The 14,229-nt window shown below is 66.4% G+C and carries 17 protein-coding genes; 12 read left to right on the forward strand and 5 right to left on the reverse strand.

What is annotated here, in order from left to right:
- Positions 1-142 precede the first annotated feature (142 nt).
- Complete coding sequence (locus ACJYUO_RS07840) at positions 143-934, forward strand: hypothetical protein (protein ID WP_494344835.1); 792 nt, start codon at positions 143-145, stop codon at positions 932-934.
- A 24-nt stretch (positions 935-958) separates the two neighbouring features.
- Here the strand turns inward: ACJYUO_RS07840 and ACJYUO_RS07845 are convergent, their stop codons facing one another.
- On the reverse strand, positions 959-1,198 hold the full coding sequence (locus tag ACJYUO_RS07845) for a DUF8593 domain-containing protein (protein WP_494344836.1): 240 nt from the start codon (positions 1,196-1,198) through the stop codon (positions 959-961).
- Between the two features lie 195 nt (positions 1,199-1,393).
- On the opposite strand from ACJYUO_RS07845, the gene ACJYUO_RS07850 reads away from it, so the two are divergent.
- From ACJYUO_RS07850 to ACJYUO_RS07860, 3 genes are all read left to right on the forward strand, one after another.
- Entirely contained in the window at positions 1,394-1,543 is a 150-nt protein-coding gene (locus ACJYUO_RS07850; protein WP_494344837.1) for a DUF7557 family protein, read from the forward strand.
- 119 nt (positions 1,544-1,662) lie between these two features.
- The gene (locus tag ACJYUO_RS07855) at positions 1,663-2,079 is read left to right on the forward strand and encodes a universal stress protein (protein ID WP_494344838.1); all 417 of its coding nucleotides are present in this window, start codon (positions 1,663-1,665) and stop codon (positions 2,077-2,079) included.
- Between the two features lie 183 nt (positions 2,080-2,262).
- Positions 2,263-3,507 carry a digeranylgeranylglycerophospholipid reductase gene (locus ACJYUO_RS07860; protein WP_494344839.1) on the forward strand — a complete coding sequence of 415 codons (1,245 nt, stop codon included), beginning with the start codon at positions 2,263-2,265 and terminating at the stop codon, positions 3,505-3,507.
- 90 nt (positions 3,508-3,597) lie between these two features.
- On the opposite strand, the gene ACJYUO_RS07865 is transcribed toward ACJYUO_RS07860, so the two are convergent.
- Entirely contained in the window at positions 3,598-5,235 is a 1,638-nt protein-coding gene (locus tag ACJYUO_RS07865; protein WP_494344840.1) for a potassium channel family protein, read from the reverse strand.
- 158 nt (positions 5,236-5,393) lie between these two features.
- Between ACJYUO_RS07865 and ACJYUO_RS07870 the strand changes: the two genes are divergently transcribed.
- Entirely contained in the window at positions 5,394-6,191 is a 798-nt protein-coding gene (locus ACJYUO_RS07870) for a ZIP family metal transporter (protein ID WP_494344841.1), read from the forward strand.
- A 30-nt stretch (positions 6,192-6,221) separates the two neighbouring features.
- Here ACJYUO_RS07870 and ACJYUO_RS07875 read toward each other — a convergent pair whose 3' ends face one another.
- The 3 genes from ACJYUO_RS07875 to ACJYUO_RS07885 form a co-directional block, all read right to left on the reverse strand.
- Positions 6,222-6,689 carry a phosphopantetheine adenylyltransferase gene (locus tag ACJYUO_RS07875; RefSeq protein ID WP_494344842.1) on the reverse strand — a complete coding sequence of 156 codons (468 nt, stop codon included), beginning with the start codon at positions 6,687-6,689 and terminating at the stop codon, positions 6,222-6,224.
- 119 nt (positions 6,690-6,808) lie between these two features.
- Complete coding sequence (locus ACJYUO_RS07880; RefSeq protein ID WP_494344843.1) at positions 6,809-7,267, reverse strand: MOSC domain-containing protein; 459 nt, start codon at positions 7,265-7,267, stop codon at positions 6,809-6,811.
- A 189-nt stretch (positions 7,268-7,456) separates the two neighbouring features.
- Positions 7,457-8,197, reverse strand: coding sequence for an SDR family NAD(P)-dependent oxidoreductase (locus tag ACJYUO_RS07885; RefSeq protein WP_494344844.1), 741 nt, complete (start codon positions 8,195-8,197; stop codon positions 7,457-7,459).
- Positions 8,198-8,316: 119 nt separating this feature from the next.
- Between ACJYUO_RS07885 and ACJYUO_RS07890 the strand changes: the two genes are divergently transcribed.
- The 7 genes from ACJYUO_RS07890 (at position 8,317) to ACJYUO_RS07920 (ending at position 14,147) form a co-directional block, all read left to right on the forward strand.
- On the forward strand, positions 8,317-8,769 hold the full coding sequence (locus ACJYUO_RS07890) for a universal stress protein (RefSeq protein WP_494344845.1): 453 nt from the start codon (positions 8,317-8,319) through the stop codon (positions 8,767-8,769).
- Between the two features lie 144 nt (positions 8,770-8,913).
- A complete protein-coding gene (locus ACJYUO_RS07895; protein ID WP_494344846.1) occupies positions 8,914-9,378 on the forward strand; it encodes a universal stress protein in 465 nt (154 codons plus the stop codon).
- Between the two features lie 134 nt (positions 9,379-9,512).
- On the forward strand, positions 9,513-10,490 hold the full coding sequence (locus tag ACJYUO_RS07900; protein WP_494344847.1) for an ROK family protein: 978 nt from the start codon (positions 9,513-9,515) through the stop codon (positions 10,488-10,490).
- A 111-nt stretch (positions 10,491-10,601) separates the two neighbouring features.
- Positions 10,602-12,047 carry an LVIVD repeat-containing protein gene (locus ACJYUO_RS07905; RefSeq protein WP_494344848.1) on the forward strand — a complete coding sequence of 482 codons (1,446 nt, stop codon included), beginning with the start codon at positions 10,602-10,604 and terminating at the stop codon, positions 12,045-12,047.
- A gap of 60 nt (positions 12,048-12,107) precedes the next feature.
- The gene (locus tag ACJYUO_RS07910; RefSeq protein ID WP_494344849.1) at positions 12,108-12,473 is read left to right on the forward strand and encodes a NifU family protein; all 366 of its coding nucleotides are present in this window, start codon (positions 12,108-12,110) and stop codon (positions 12,471-12,473) included.
- A gap of 157 nt (positions 12,474-12,630) precedes the next feature.
- Positions 12,631-13,200, forward strand: a complete 570-nt coding sequence (locus tag ACJYUO_RS07915) for an amino acid-binding protein (protein WP_494344850.1) — start codon at positions 12,631-12,633, stop codon at positions 13,198-13,200.
- Positions 13,200-14,147 carry a homoserine dehydrogenase gene (locus tag ACJYUO_RS07920; protein WP_494344851.1) on the forward strand — a complete coding sequence of 316 codons (948 nt, stop codon included), beginning with the start codon at positions 13,200-13,202 and terminating at the stop codon, positions 14,145-14,147. Before ACJYUO_RS07915 ends, ACJYUO_RS07920 begins: the two co-directional genes overlap by 1 nt.
- Positions 14,148-14,229: the final 82 nt, after the last annotated feature.

Below are 14,229 nucleotides of genomic sequence, written 5' to 3' on the forward strand. Positions count from 1 at the left end.
AGTCCGTCCCGCTCGGTTCGTTCGGCGAGCTGATCGTGTCTCCGCAGGCCCCACGTTGGGGAGCCGATGGCGAACGACCGGCTTCCCGATCGACGAAAACAGGGCTGTATACTTATAACAGTTCGACCGCGATTGTCACCCGATGGTGTTCGCCCCGATTTCGGCGATTACGTTCGATGCCGGCGATCCGGCCGCGACGGTTGCGATCGGACGGCTGTTCGCGTATTTCGCGATGGGTGTCGCAGCGACGGTGTTGCTCTACTACGCGACGATCTACGTCCGAGAGGTCCTCGCCGTCGACGCCGGTACCGAGCAGTGGTTCCTCCTGCTCGGCATCGGCGCGGCGATCGTCTACGCCGTCGCCGGCGTCGGCTCGCTGCTGTTCGAGCCCGAGTGGATCGGCCGGTTCGTCGACGGTGCGATCCTCTTTTTCATCCTCTTTCTCGCCCTGGCGATCCGCGCGATGTACCACGACCAGCCGGGTGCGGACGATCGGTCTCGGTTACTGCCTGCGTGGGCGGACTACGTCGTTGTCGCCGGATTCATCGCCGCGTGGTGGGGCACGTTCTTGGTTCAGACCTCTGCGAGTCGGCTGGTCGTCGCGGTCGGCTGGGTCGTCACGTCGGCCTGGGCGGTGCTCTATGCCGTCCGCGCCGTTCGCGTCCACGAGGGGACGACGTTCGCCGCGCTGACCCGTCACCTGCTGCCGGCGATCGTCTGCGTTACCGCGGTCGTCTTCGTCGACCTGCTCACGAACCACCTGAACGGCTACGCCGCGCTCGCCGACGCCGCGTGGCTCGTCGGGACGACGCTCGTCGCCGCGTTCCTGTTCGACACCGCCGTGGCGATCCGCCAGCAGGGCGGCGAACTCGAGCGGCTCTACGACTGGACGACGTGGCGCGAGCAATCGTTCGACGATCAGTCGTTCGAGTGAGCGGTCGACCGGAGCGAGCCGGGCTCAGAGTTCGCCGCGCAGGACGACTTCGTTGTCGACCCGCTGGAGCATGTCCTCGGTGACGACGTAGTCCTCGTCGTCTTCGCCCTCCCAGCCGACGGTGGCGAGGACCTGTTCCGCGACGCTCGGATCGGGGTCGACGTAGGCTCGCTGCCCTTCGACTTTCGCGACGATTCCGAGTTCCTTCCCGTCGATATCGACGACGGTCTTCCCGACCGCGTCGTCGGTCAATGGAGCTGTCATAGCCGATCGCTACGACGACCAGCGGGGTAAACGAACGGCCGTCCCGTGCCGGTCTACGGCATCCTCGAGCGGCCGTGCTGGCCGACGGGAGACGCACTTGCTGTCTGCGCCCAGTGGCTATTTGCCGATGGCACTCGAGGCTAGCGGTGGCGTCCGACCGCGCGGACCCCCATTCGCCGTGACCGTTCCCACACCATGACACAGACACTCGAGATCAGCGACGACCTGATGGATCGACTCGACAGCCACTGCGAGGAGGGCGAGACGCCCGAGGCACTCATCGAGGAACTGGTGTCGATGTACGAGACCGAAGGGACGTTCCTACAGGAAGGCTACTCCGAGTAGCCGATGGGACTCGCAGTCTTCCCTTCGTTCTTTCGAGACCGCTGACGGGATGATCGATGCCAACCGGACAGGTGTGAGAGATGATGACACTCAAGTAGGTCGTCCCCGTAGGGTAGCGTATGCACCTGCTGGTCGCGCTCGACGACTCGGAGCCGGGGTGGGCGGCCCTCGAGTTCGCGTGTGACGAACACGCCGACGACGAGATCACGGTGGTCCACGCCGTCGACCCGACCGGCAGCGGCTACGGCGAAGTCGCACACCTCGGGCCAGATGTCCTGATGGAGCGCCAGCAGGAGGCCGGCCAGGAACTGCTCGCGGCGGCCGAGGATCGCGCGGCCGACGACGGCTGTTCGATCGAGACGGAGTTGGTGATCGGCCAACCGGCCGACGCGGTCGTCGACTACGCCGCGGCCAACGCCATCGACCGGATCGTCGTCGGGAGCCACGGCCGGACCGGGTTCTCGCGGGTGTTGCTCGGCAGCGTCGCCGAGCAAATCACCCGGCAGGCACCCGTTCCGGTGACGATCGTCCGATAGCAGTTTCGACTGCTGTTCGCGCACAGGCGAAGTCGTTTGGCTCCCGCGTATCCGCCTCGAGCGGTCCGGAATCGCCCGACTCACGCTGTCACAGGCAGTACCGGGTAGGACTCCAGCGGATCAGCATCGTCGAAACGATCACAACAGGACAGACTAATTAAGGCCCACCACAGTCTCGATTACATGAACGACCGCTACGACGTAGTCATCGCCGGTGCCGGTCCCGCCGGCGCACAGTGTGCCCGCGATCTCGCCGCTAGAGGGTACGACGTCGTCGTCCTCGAGACCGAGGCCGAGGATGGGTTCCCGCGCCAGAGCAACAAGTCCACTGCGGGGACGTTCCACTCCATGATGGCCGCCTTCGGCATCCCGGACGACGTCGTGATGCAGTACACCGACAGCGTCGTCCTCGAGTCGCCGACCGAACACTACGTTCGCGATCAGACCGGTGCAGTCCTGGAGTTCGCCGACTTCAAACGCTATCTCGTCCGCGACAGCCGCGAGAAGGGTGCTGAGTACCGCTTCGACGCCCGCGTTACCGCGCCGATCATGGAAAACGGCGAGATCGCCGGCGTCACCTACAACGGCGACGAGGAGGTCTACGGCGACATCGTCATCGACGCAACGGGCCCGAGCGCGCCGCTAGCGAAGAAACTCGGCGTTGTCGATCTCAAACGGGAAAACCACGCGATCGGTATCGAGTACGAGTTCGAGGGAATCGATATCGATCGGCCTGGCTTCGCCGGCCTGCGCGACGCCATGATGTTGCGACTGGACCACGAGATCGCGCCCGGCGGCTACTCGTGGATCTTCCACACGGGCGAAGACACCGCCAAGGTCGGCCTCTGTTACATCCAAAACGACAGCCACGACCAGTACAGCCGGGACGATTTCACCATCGACGACTACATGTCTCACTGGCTCGACACCGATCCGCGGTTCCAGAACGCAGAACGGATCGAGGGCAAACAACACCGCGGCTCGGCCCACATTCAGGAGCCGACGCAACTCCACACCGATCGGTTCATGGCGATCGGCGACACCGTTCCGAGCCTCGACCCGCTCTGGGGCGAGGGGATCAACAAGTGCATGCAGTCGGGTCGCGCGGCCGCCGCCACCGCCGACAGCTGTCTCAAACACGACGGTGTCGAGCCGACCGCCGAGAACCTCGAGGTCTACGACACCCTCTGGCATCGCGATGTCGCGCCCAACGCGAAGAGTCGACTGCTGATGACCCAACTCCTCTATCTCGCCCCGAACGAGCGCTACGATCAGCTCATGCGGGACCTCCAACGGCTCGGCGACGACACGCTGGCCAAGGCGAACAATGGCGACCCCCTCGCCATCGCACGCCTGCTCGAACTCGAGGATGCGCCGCTGCTCGTCGATCTCGCGAAACAGCGACTGGACCTCTCCTCCCTGCTGTAAGCCGTCGCAGTTGCCTCGGTTTCCGTCCGTTTCTCGTCGAGACGTTTGTGAGCCACGTAGCGATAGCGTCGGCGAGCCGCCAGCGGCGGGTTAGGCGAGAAACTGTGACTCGAAGGCTTGCACGCTCTCGTCCGTGCCCGCGAGAACGACCGCGTCGTCGTCCTCGAGGACGAACGACGAGGAATCGAACTCGACGATCGTCTCGCCGTCCCGGACGACGGCGAGGACGGTACAGCCCGTCCGCGAGCGGACCTCGGCGTCGGTGACGGTCTGTCCCGCCAGCCGGCCTGCGGGGAGTTTCACGACATCGATCTGCCTGTCGACGGCGAGCACGTCCTCGTCCTCGAAGACGGTCGAGGCGAGCATCCGCCCGCTGACGGTCGCCAGCGACTGCACGTAGTCCGCGCCGGCTCGGTACAGCTTCTGGTCGCTTTCCGCGTCGTTCGCTCGGACGACGATGTCGACCGAGGGGTTCAGATCCCGCGCGACGAGCGTCGCGAAGATCGCCGTCGTGTCGTCGTCGAGGGTGACGATCACTGCCGACGCGTCGTCGATACCGGCCTCGCGGATCGCCGCTGGATCGCGGGCGTCGCCAATCACGTCGACGCCCGCCTTGTCGGCGCTGTCGAGTACGGTCACGCGGGAGTTCGTCTCGGCGAGTGCCTCCCCCGCCGCCGCCCCCGCTTCGCCGTAGCCGGCGATCACGACGTGCTGGGCCGAGAAGGGGCGGATCGTCGCCGCCTCGGATCGCAGGGCGTCGATTCGGTCCGCTTCGCCCGCGACGAGGAGTCGTGTGCCCGTATCGAGTTCGCGGTCCGGCGGAATCGGGCTCTCGAACTCGCCGTCGATCCACGCGCCGATGCCGTCGACGCCGAACCGCTCGAGGAGCCGGATCTCCCCGGCGGTCCGCCGACAGAGGTCGCTTCCTTCCGCGATCGAGAGTTCGACCAGTTCCAGCCCGTTTCCGATCTCGACGCCCTCGTCGACCGCGGTCGTCACGGCCGTCGGCACCCGGTGGGCGAAGCTCTCGCCGAGCAACTGGCGCGGCGAGAGCACCTCATCCGCGCCCGCGATCCGGTGGTACTCCCCCAGTCGCTGGTCCTCGACCAGCGTTACGATCCGCACGTCGGGGTTCGCCTCGCGAGCCGAGAGGACAATGCTCGCGTTCGTGTCGTCGGCCGAGTCGGCCACAACCGCCATCGCGCGCTCGATGCCGGCGTTCTCGAGGACGTCGGTCGACTCCGGGTCGCCGTGGACGACCCGCCGGTCCGTTTCGTGCAGTTCGGTCGCCGTTCCCTCGTCGGACTCGACGACGACGAACTCCTGCCCGCGGGACTCGAGTTCGTCGATGAACGCCTCGACGCGGGACGTGTACTCGCAGATGACGACGTGGTCCTCGAGATCGGGGGCGGCCGCCGGCGGCGTCGTCGAGAGCGCGTCTCGCAGCCACGGGACGGCGAAGATGTCGACGCCGGTGAGGATCAGCCCGATCCCGGTGAGCTGCAGAGCGATCATCAGCAGGTTCATCTGGGGCGTCGCCCACCCCGCGTCCTCGCCGTAACCGGTCGTCGTGTACGTCTGGAAGACGACCTCGAGCGACCGGTAGAGCGGCTGGGGGTCGTTCTCCCACGTCGCCATCCCGTAGTTGTACAGCAGCGTGGAGACGACGGTCGTCGCGGCCACGAGCGCGAGGTAGTAGCCGGCGCGGCGGGACCTCCACAGAGCCATACACGTTCCATTCGACGGACGGCTGTTGACGGTACCGGTCGATGCGGTCGACGGGAATCCCCGACAACGGCCCCTCATACGCGGGGTTCTCCCCGCCGAAACGGCCAGAGAGACTGCCTCCGCCGCCGGTTTATGCCTCCAGTCCTATCTCTCGACAGATGGCGTTCCTCGAGAACCTCCTGTTGGTGTTCGTCGCCGGTCTGGTCACGGCGCTTGCGACCGGTCTCGGCGCGCTTCCGTTTTTCTTCTTCGAGGGGCTCAGCGACCGGCGAAACGTCATCCTCTGGGGGCTCTCCTCGGGGATCATGGTTTCGGCGTCGTTGTTCGGACTGATCGATGAGGGGTTGGCCGAGGGGACCCCCCTCGAGATCGCGATCGGGATGGCGGCCGGGGTCGCGCTCGTCGTCCTCGCACACGACGTACTGATGGACACCGACATCCACCCCCAGCAGTACGAGGAGGCCGATTTCAAGAAGCTCGTCCTCATCCTCGGGATCCTGACCGTCCACAGCTTTCCCGAGGGCGTCGCGATCGGCGTCTCCTTTGCCGATCTCGGCCTCGAGGGCGGCACCGAACTCCTCGGCGTTACCGTCCCCGTCCTCGCGATCTTCATGACGGTCGCGATTTCGGTCCACAATATTCCAGAGGGGACCGCGATCTCGATCCCGCTGCGCTCGATGGACGTCGCCAACTGGAAGCTGGTCTGGTGGGCCGTCTTCTCGAGTCTCCCCCAGCCCGTCGGGGCCGTCCTCGCGTACGGCTTCGTCCGCTACGCCCGCGAGTTCCTCCCCTACGGGTTCGGCTTTGCCGCCGGCGCGATGATCTATCTCGTGCTCACGGAGTTTCTCCCCGAAGCCCTCGAGATCGGCGAGCGGTTGCCCCGAGGCGGGAAACCCGAACTTGCGGGCGGCATCGCCGTCGGGGTGCTCGTGATGGTGCCGCTCGCGTTCGTGTAACATTCTCGCACGCAAACTCGAGACTGCGTTTCACTCGAGCACCCGCCCGTGCTCGTCGATCTCACCCTCGACGATCCGCGTCGAGGAGATCCGCTCGCCGTCGGCGGCGTAAACGTACGGTGCGACGATCCCCGACAGCGGCCCGAACCCGCGCTCGCGTCGGCGGTCGTTGATCGCCTCGAGTTCGGGGGCCGTCTCGGGGGAAACTACCAGCGCGTCGATCGACGGCTCGTCGGTCGCGATCCCGTACTCGGACTCGAGCGTGCGGAGTTCGATCTCCCGGTCCCACTCGTCGAGGGCGGCGAGTTCTGCGGTCACGGCTCGGGTCCGCTCGTCGAGCGACGGGATGGGACGGGGTTCGTGACGGGTCTCGATCGCCAGTCCGTCGCCCGTGACCGCGACGACGACGCCGTCGTCGCCAAAGCGGAGCGCGTGCTCGAAGAGGGTCCGATGGCCGTCGTGGAGCGGCCCGAACGTGCCGGCGACTGCGACTCGCATGGGCGAACCGAGCACGAGAGGCCCCATAACTGTGGTGCGAATCGGCCGACAGTGAACCGTCCGCCGAAACAGTCTGCCGACCCAGACGGACCGGTCCTCCGCGCCGGAATCGAGCCTCCTCAGAGCCGTTCGACGCGCGTTCCCTCCGTCACCGTGCCACCCTCGAGAATCCGCGCTCGAAGCCCGCCGCGATGAACCAGCGCCTCGCGGACGCCCTGCCTCTCGAGGTGGGACTCGAGGTACGAACACGGCTCGCAGAGTTCCGTGCCCTCGCAGACGACTGCTCCGATTCGAAACCGCTCGCCGACCAGTTGGTTCAGCGCGACGCCTTCGGTCGTGAGATTTCGCCGGTGAACCCCCGGCTCGAGCGAGATGTCGTCGTCGCGCTCGACCGCCTCGAGTGCTTCCGATTCGATCAAGGTCAGATCGCACCCCTCGCGGTCGGCGAACGTCCCCTCGCTGGCGAAGTAGCGATCCCCCTCGAGACCCCGTTCGGCGACCGCCTCGACGTGCTCGACTCGCTCCATCGGTTCACCCTGTGCCGGTGCGACGTGGATCGCCCGGATTCGACCACTCATACGAGTATATGGGCTCGCTTGGACATAATCCCTGACATCATACCGTCTCGGGCAACCAGCCACCGTCGACCTCGATGTTCTACACCCACCCTTTTACTGCGTCGGGGCCTCTCACTCCGTTCGAGGCCCACTCCTTGCAAGAATCTGGACCAAAAATCACCCGCGGCGCGTCGCGCCGCGGTGATCGGATTACACCGACTCTGGCAACCAGCCGCCGTCGACCTCGATGTTTTCGCCGCTGACGTACTCACTATCCGGATCGAGGAAGAAGTACAGCGGTGCGATCAGGTCGTCGAAACTCGCGGCTCGGTCCCGCGGGAGGTCGTCGGGAAACTCGTCGGAGTTCTCGACGACGTACGGCGAGATGGCGTTGACCGTGATCCCATCGTCTTGCGTGTCGGCCGCGAGCATCCGCGTGAACATCAAGATGCCCTTCTTCGCGACGAAATAGGGGAAGTTCTTCGGGCTGACGAGGCCCTGCTCGCTCGAGGCGTAGCCGACGTTGACGATTCGGCCGTACCCGTGCTCGCGCATAGCCGGCAGCGCCCGCTTCGAACAGAGGTAGGTCCCGTTGAGGTTCGTCTCGAGGACGCGGTTCCATGCCGCGAACTCGAGGTCGGCCCAATGGGCGGGCGCGAAGTCGCCGACGTTGTTCACCAGCACGTCGACGCTCCCGAGTTCGGCCTCGACGGCGGCGAAGAGTCCGTCGACGCTCTCGGGATCGGTCACGTCCCCCTGGATCGTCATCGCGTCGGCCGCGCCGCGGTCGCGAGCCTCCGCGGCCACCTCGCGGGCGGCGTCGGCGCTCGTGTGGTAGTGAACCGCCGTTTGCGCGCCACAGTCGGCCGTCGAAAGCAGGAGTTCGCGACCGACGCCGGCCGCTGCGCCCGTGACGAGTACTGTCTGCCCGTCCATATCCGGTCCATCCATATTTCGGTCCTCGGTGACGGCGTGGAAAAATCGCCCGGAACCTACGCCCAGGTGTCCCGTTCGGGGAGTTCGGATCACACCCCCCGGATTTACGGCGGTGCGCGGCTAACCCGTCTGCTATGCTAGATACAGTATTGCTTGCAGTGGGCCCCGGCGACGCCGACCGCAGCGACCAGCTGGCCGAAGCGGTCCTCGAAGTAGCGAAGCCCGCCGGCGCAACCGTCGTCCTCGCACACGTGTTCACGAGCAACGAGTATGACGAGGTACTCGACCGCCTCGACTTCGATACCGACCTCGACACGGTCGATCCCGACGCGGTCGCGACCCGGCACTCGACGATCCACGACATGGAGTCGATCCTCGAGGAACACGGCGTCGACTACGAGGTCCGGGGGGCCGTCGGGGAACACGGGCCGACGATCGTCGAACTGGCGGACAGTACCGCGGCCGACCGAATCATCGTCGGCGGCCGCCGGCGCTCGCCGACCGGCAAGGCCGTTTTCGGCTCGACGGCACAGGAAGTTATGCTGTCGGCTCCCTGCCCGGTTACGTTCGTTCGCCACGACGAGTAGCCCGGCCGGTCGTCGAAACGCAGTGAAGACGGTCCGATAGTGGGCCGCCGTTTCGGGTAGTGGCCACGCAGCCGACATGACGAACATACTGTAATACCGCCCCGAAGAGAATACTTAAGCGGGTGGCCAGACCATTGTGAGCGTATGGCAATCGATACGGTGCTTCTCGCGGTCGGTCCCATGGACACAGTGCGCGCGCCGGAACTCGCCGAAACGGTCCTCGAGATCGCGGACCCCCTCGATGCGACCGTCGTGATCGGGCACGCGTTCACGGAAGACGAATACGAAGACGTCCACGACGACCTCGGCTTCGACGCCCGCGTCGACGATGTCGACCCCGACGCGGTCGCCGCTCAGCGCGCGCCGGTGCCGGAACTCGCCGAGCGGTTCGAGGAGGCCGGCGTCGACTACGAGATCAAGGGCGCGCTCGGGGAGGTCAGTACGAAGGTCGTCGACATGGCGATCGACGTCGGCGCGGACCGAATGGTCGTCGGCGGCCGGCGGCGCTCGCCCGCCGAAAAGGCCGTTCTCGGCTCCGTCTCACAGGAAATCATTCTGCAGGCCCCTTGTCCGGTCACCTACTTCCGAGACCTCGACGTAATGGAATAGCGCCGCTCTCGCGAGCCGTCGTCGATCCTGCTCGCCACCGCCTCGCTATCGGCTCCGTAACGTATCGAGATTGCTACTCGTCGCCGAGTATAATCTGGGTAGTTAAGTACGGTGACGGTCGTCGTTAGGACAACATGGTCTACTATGCGGGCGTCGATCTCGGCGCGACCAACGTCCGGGCCATCGTCGCCGAGGCCGACGGGACGACGATCGGCGTGAGTCGCCGATCGACACCACGCGGACCGACGGGTATCGACGTGACCGAAGGCGTGCTTCGAACGCTTCGCGAGGCGTGTGGCGACGCCGGGGTCGATCCCGCGCGGATCGCCGCCGCCGGGATGGGCTCGATCGGGCCGTTCGATCTCGCGGAGGGCGCGGTGATCGACCCCGCGAACCTCCCCGACTCGATCGACCGGATTCCGCTGACGGGCCCGATCTCGAAGCTGATCGACAGCGACGAGGTCTACCTCCACAACGACACCGCCGCGGGCGTCATCGGCGAGCGCTTTCACGCCGCCAGCAACCCGGACGACATGGCCTACATCACTATCTCCTCGGGGATCGGTGCCGGCGTCTGCTGTGACGGGTCCGTGATGAGCGGCTGGGACGGCAACGTCGGCGAGGTCGGCCACTACGTCGTCGACCCCCGCGGCCGCCTGACCTGTGGCTGTGGCCGCGATGGCCACTGGGAGGCCTACTGCTCGGGCAACGCTATCCCCGACTACGCCCGGTTGCTCGCCGAGGACGACCCGACGATCTCCACGTCCCTCCCGCTCGAGGGGGCAGAGTTCACGGCGAAGGATGTCTTCGAGCTGGCGGGCGAAGACGAATTGGCCGACTACGTTATCGAACAGCTCGCCCACTGGAACGCGATCGGCGTGACCAACGTCGTCCACGCGTTCGCGCCGATCGTCGTCTCCTTCGGCGGCGCGGTCGCCTTGCACAACGAGGAGTTGGTCGTCGATCCCATCCGCGAGCGCGTCTCCGAGATGGTCATGACGAACGTCCCCGAGATCCGGGTCACCGATCTCGGCGACGACGTCGTCGTCGAGGGCGCGCTGGCGAGCGCGCTGACCCAAGGAACCGGCGATCGACGACGGCTGCGGAGCTGAACCGCTCGCGAGTCGTCCGTTCCGAATCGCAGTCACGGATCGGCCACGACTCTCGCGACGGACGCCCGCGAGCAGCCACCTTCTATGTACCTGCGGCCCCCTGCTGTGGGTATGGAGCGGAGAGCGTTTCTCGCGAGGAGTGGTGCCGCCGGATTCGCCCTGTCTCTCTCGAGCGCGAGCGCGGGTGCATCGTCTCGATCGAGTCCCGCCGTTCGACAGGAAAGCGGATACGAACCGCTCGGTCGAATCCCCGTCTCCGGTGCCGCGGAAGGCGTCGTCGCCGATGACGGCGAAACGGTCGCCGTCGCCGTCGCCACCGGGTTTGCGACCGTCGACGTGAGCGATCCAGCCGAGCCGACGATCCTCGCCGAGGAACGCGACATCGAGCTCCAGGGAGAGACGTTGTCCGAGATCCTCGACGTGACCGTCGACGGCGACCGGCTGGTCGTCGCGGGGCCGGCCAACCCGGGCCTCGGGGTCATGGGATTCCGGTGCTACGATATCAGCGATCCCGCCGACCCCGTCTCGATCGGCGCGTACGAGACCGGCTACCACATCCACAACTGCTATCTCGAGGACGAGCTGCTGTTCGTCGTCGCGAACACCCAACAGGAGAACCCGCTCACTATCTACGATGTGGGCGGCGACGAGATCGCCCACGTCGGCACGTGGTCGCTGCTGGATCACGAACCCGGCTGGCGCGAAGTCGACTGGTTCGCCCGCTACCTCCACGATGTCTACGTTCAAGACGGGATCGCCTATCTCGCCCACTGGAACGCGGGGACCTATCTGGTCGACGTGAGCGATCCGAGCGAGCCAGAGTACGTGTCCCACGTTGCGGACACCACTCTCGCGGAGCAACGCGAGATCGACGACCGGGAGGAGGCCGTCTACGGGCTGCCGGGCAACGATCACTACGCCGCGGTCGACGAGATCGGCGACCTCATGGCGGTCGGGCGAGAGGCGTGGGCTACCGGTGGGGAAGAACCGGATCGACCGGGCGGGATCGACCTCTACGACGTGAGCGATCCCGCGGAGCCGGTCCACCGCGGGTCGATCGACCCTCCGCGGACGGCCGACGAGTCACACGGCGGGGGCACGTGGACGACGTCGCACAACTTCGAACTGCGCGACGGCCGACTCTACTCGTCGTGGTATCGCGCTGGCGTGAAGATCCACGACGTTTCCGACCCCGCCGACCCCGAGCAACTCGCGTGGTGGCGCAACCCAGCCGAAACCGGCTTCTGGACGGCCCGCGTCCTCGAACCCGGCGAAACGTTCGTCGCGACGAGCACCGAAGCGATTCCGAACACGTCCCTCGAGGGAGCGCTCTATACCTTCCCGATCGAAGCGGGCGAGCAGGCCGATCCGCCGTCGCTGCGAGAGCCCGACGGCTGGGGGGCCGACAGCAACGGAACGAACGAGACGAACGGGGCTGCCAACGAAACCGAAGCCGACGAGGACGACTCGATTCCCGGCTTTACTGGCCTCAGCGGCCTCGCCGCTTGTGGGGTGGGCCTCGAGTGGCTGCGCCGGCGCGGAAACGTTCAGGATTAATTCGTGGAATTTCGGCGGCGTGACCGAACTTATACACCGTTCGAGTGCCTAGCACGGGACATGACTGACTCCGAGGACGAGGCGTCGCTGAAAGAACGCGTCGAGCAGTGGATGGCTCGGGAGATGCCGATCATCCAGATGCACGGCGGGACCAGTGCGGTACGGGCAGCCGACCCCGAGACCGGCGAGGTCATCATCGAACTCGGCGGTGGCTGTAAGGGCTGTTCGGTCAGCGACGTGACCACTGGCAATATCGAAGCCGAGCTCATCACGTGGCCCGAAATCGACGAGGTCACCGTCCGCGTGCCCGACGCGCGCGACAGCCTCGGCGGTCCCGACCAGCCCGAGTCCATCATGGGCGTCGATCGGACCGAGGGCGGCCGCGGCGACTGGGGCTCGTCGAACCCCGGAAAGGACCACCTCTGAGGGTCCGCCGGGAATCCGCCGCTCGCGGCTGCACGCCGCGTGGCCCTCGTTGACAGGGTCGGAGAGTTTTGGCAAGTCCTATATCCTTTTACGCGCCCGTTACGGACATCAGATATCATGATGACGAGTAGACGCCCGCAGCACGGAGGTGTCGATGATGGGTAACCCGCCCGAGGGCGGCGACGAGGACGACCCCGACGCCGAAACCGACGGTGGCCTTCGAGCCTATACTGTTCGGCTCGAGCTCGTCGACGAACCCGGCGAGTTGCTCCGCGCGCTCGCCCCGATCGCCGACAACGGCGGCAATCTGTTGAGTATCCACCACGAACGCGGCAACATCACGCCGCGTGGCCACATCCCTGTCGAGGTCGATCTGGAGTGTCCCCCCGACCGGTTCGACGATGTCGTCGAGGGACTCCGCGGGGCCGGCGTCAACGTCATTCAGGCCGGCGCGGAACACTACGGCGAGGAGGTAAACGTCGTGCTGGTCGGCCATCTCGTCGAAACCGACCTCTCGAATACGCTCTCGCGAATCGAGGACGAGGCCGACGCCGTCGTGCTCGATCTCTCCCTCGCCGCGCCCGAAGGGACCGACGGTATTTCGAGTGCGCGTGCCCGACTCGCCATCGACTCCGGCCGATCTTCGGAGGCGATCGCGGCGATCCGCTCGATCGGGACGGACAAGGACCTGACCGTCGTCGAACCACTGCTCGGAGGTGACGCCTGATGAAACTCGCAATCCTCGGTGCCGGTGACGTCGGCCGCTCGGTGGCCGATCTCGCCGGCGAATACGATCACGATGTCGTCGCGCTTGCGGACTCAACCAGCGCCACAGTCGATCCGAGCGGGATCGCCGTCGCCGACGCCCTCGAGCGCAAGGTCGGCGGCGAGGCACTCGGCTCGAGTGAGCCCGCAGCTGTCTTCGAGACGGAGTACGACGTGCTGGTTGAGGCGACGCCGACGACACTGGGCGACGCCGAACCCGGCTTCTCGCACGTGAAACGCGCGCTCGAGGCCGACCGCCACGTCGTCCTCGCGAACAAGGGCCCGGTCGCCGAACGCTACGAGGAACTCCGCGCGCTCGAGGCCGAGAGTGCGGGCTCGATCCGGTTCGAGGCGACCGTCGGCGGCGCGATTCCGGTCCTCTCGACGATTGAAGACTGCACACCACAGGCCGTCACCGCGGTCCGAGGCGTGCTCAACGGCACGGCGAACTTCATCCTCACCCGGATGGCTGCCGAGGGACTGGACTACGAACACGTCCTCGCGGAGGCCCAGGATCTGGGCGTCGCCGAGGCCGACCCCACCTTCGACGTCGACGGGACCGACGCCGCGCTCAAGTTCGTCATTCTCGCGAACGTGCTGGGAGACGGCGGGTTCTCGCTTGAGGACGCCACCGTCGAGGGCATTCAGTCGATTCCCGGCAGCGCGCTCGAGCTCGCCGCTGAGGACGGCCGGACGATCCGGCTCATCGGCGAGGCGACCCGCGAGGGCATCCGCGTCGGCCCGCGGCTCGTCCCCGAGAACGGGGCCCTCGCAGTTACGGGCACGCGCAACATCGTCCAGATCGAAACGCGCAACGCCGGCTCCTTGCACTCGAGTGGCCGCGGTGCCGGCGGCCCGGAGACGGCCACGGCCGTGCTTTCCGACGTCGGCCGACTCCCGCCGCTGTAATCCGCGACCGCGTTTTTCTCGCCGACCGATTCCGACTCGAGTCGGCTGTTGGGACCGTTCGAAGCATGTGAATGCTAGCCAA

The organism is Natrinema sp. CRL1 (assembly GCF_059162405.1).

Bases quoted from the DNA above. Each gene is read 5' to 3' on its own strand.
- ACJYUO_RS07840 (WP_494344835.1), top strand. From the start codon at position 143: ATGGTGTTCGCCCCGATTTCGGCGATTACGTTCGATGCCGGCGATCCG.
- ACJYUO_RS07845 (WP_494344836.1), bottom strand. From the start codon at position 1,198: ATGACAGCTCCATTGACCGACGACGCGGTCGGGAAGACCGTCGTCGAT.
- ACJYUO_RS07850 (WP_494344837.1), top strand. From the start codon at position 1,394: ATGACACAGACACTCGAGATCAGCGACGACCTGATGGATCGACTCGAC.
- ACJYUO_RS07855 (WP_494344838.1), top strand. From the start codon at position 1,663: ATGCACCTGCTGGTCGCGCTCGACGACTCGGAGCCGGGGTGGGCGGCC.
- ACJYUO_RS07860 (WP_494344839.1), top strand. From the start codon at position 2,263: ATGAACGACCGCTACGACGTAGTCATCGCCGGTGCCGGTCCCGCCGGC.
- ACJYUO_RS07865 (WP_494344840.1), bottom strand. From the start codon at position 5,235: ATGGCTCTGTGGAGGTCCCGCCGCGCCGGCTACTACCTCGCGCTCGTG.
- ACJYUO_RS07870 (WP_494344841.1), top strand. From the start codon at position 5,394: ATGGCGTTCCTCGAGAACCTCCTGTTGGTGTTCGTCGCCGGTCTGGTC.
- ACJYUO_RS07875 (WP_494344842.1), bottom strand. From the start codon at position 6,689: ATGCGAGTCGCAGTCGCCGGCACGTTCGGGCCGCTCCACGACGGCCAT.
- ACJYUO_RS07880 (WP_494344843.1), bottom strand. From the start codon at position 7,267: ATGAGTGGTCGAATCCGGGCGATCCACGTCGCACCGGCACAGGGTGAA.
- ACJYUO_RS07885 (WP_494344844.1), bottom strand. From the start codon at position 8,197: ATGGATGGACCGGATATGGACGGGCAGACAGTACTCGTCACGGGCGCA.
- ACJYUO_RS07890 (WP_494344845.1), top strand. From the start codon at position 8,317: ATGCTAGATACAGTATTGCTTGCAGTGGGCCCCGGCGACGCCGACCGC.
- ACJYUO_RS07895 (WP_494344846.1), top strand. From the start codon at position 8,914: ATGGCAATCGATACGGTGCTTCTCGCGGTCGGTCCCATGGACACAGTG.
- ACJYUO_RS07900 (WP_494344847.1), top strand. From the start codon at position 9,513: ATGGTCTACTATGCGGGCGTCGATCTCGGCGCGACCAACGTCCGGGCC.
- ACJYUO_RS07905 (WP_494344848.1), top strand. From the start codon at position 10,602: ATGGAGCGGAGAGCGTTTCTCGCGAGGAGTGGTGCCGCCGGATTCGCC.
- ACJYUO_RS07910 (WP_494344849.1), top strand. From the start codon at position 12,108: ATGACTGACTCCGAGGACGAGGCGTCGCTGAAAGAACGCGTCGAGCAG.
- ACJYUO_RS07915 (WP_494344850.1), top strand. From the start codon at position 12,631: ATGGGTAACCCGCCCGAGGGCGGCGACGAGGACGACCCCGACGCCGAA.
- ACJYUO_RS07920 (WP_494344851.1), top strand. From the start codon at position 13,200: ATGAAACTCGCAATCCTCGGTGCCGGTGACGTCGGCCGCTCGGTGGCC.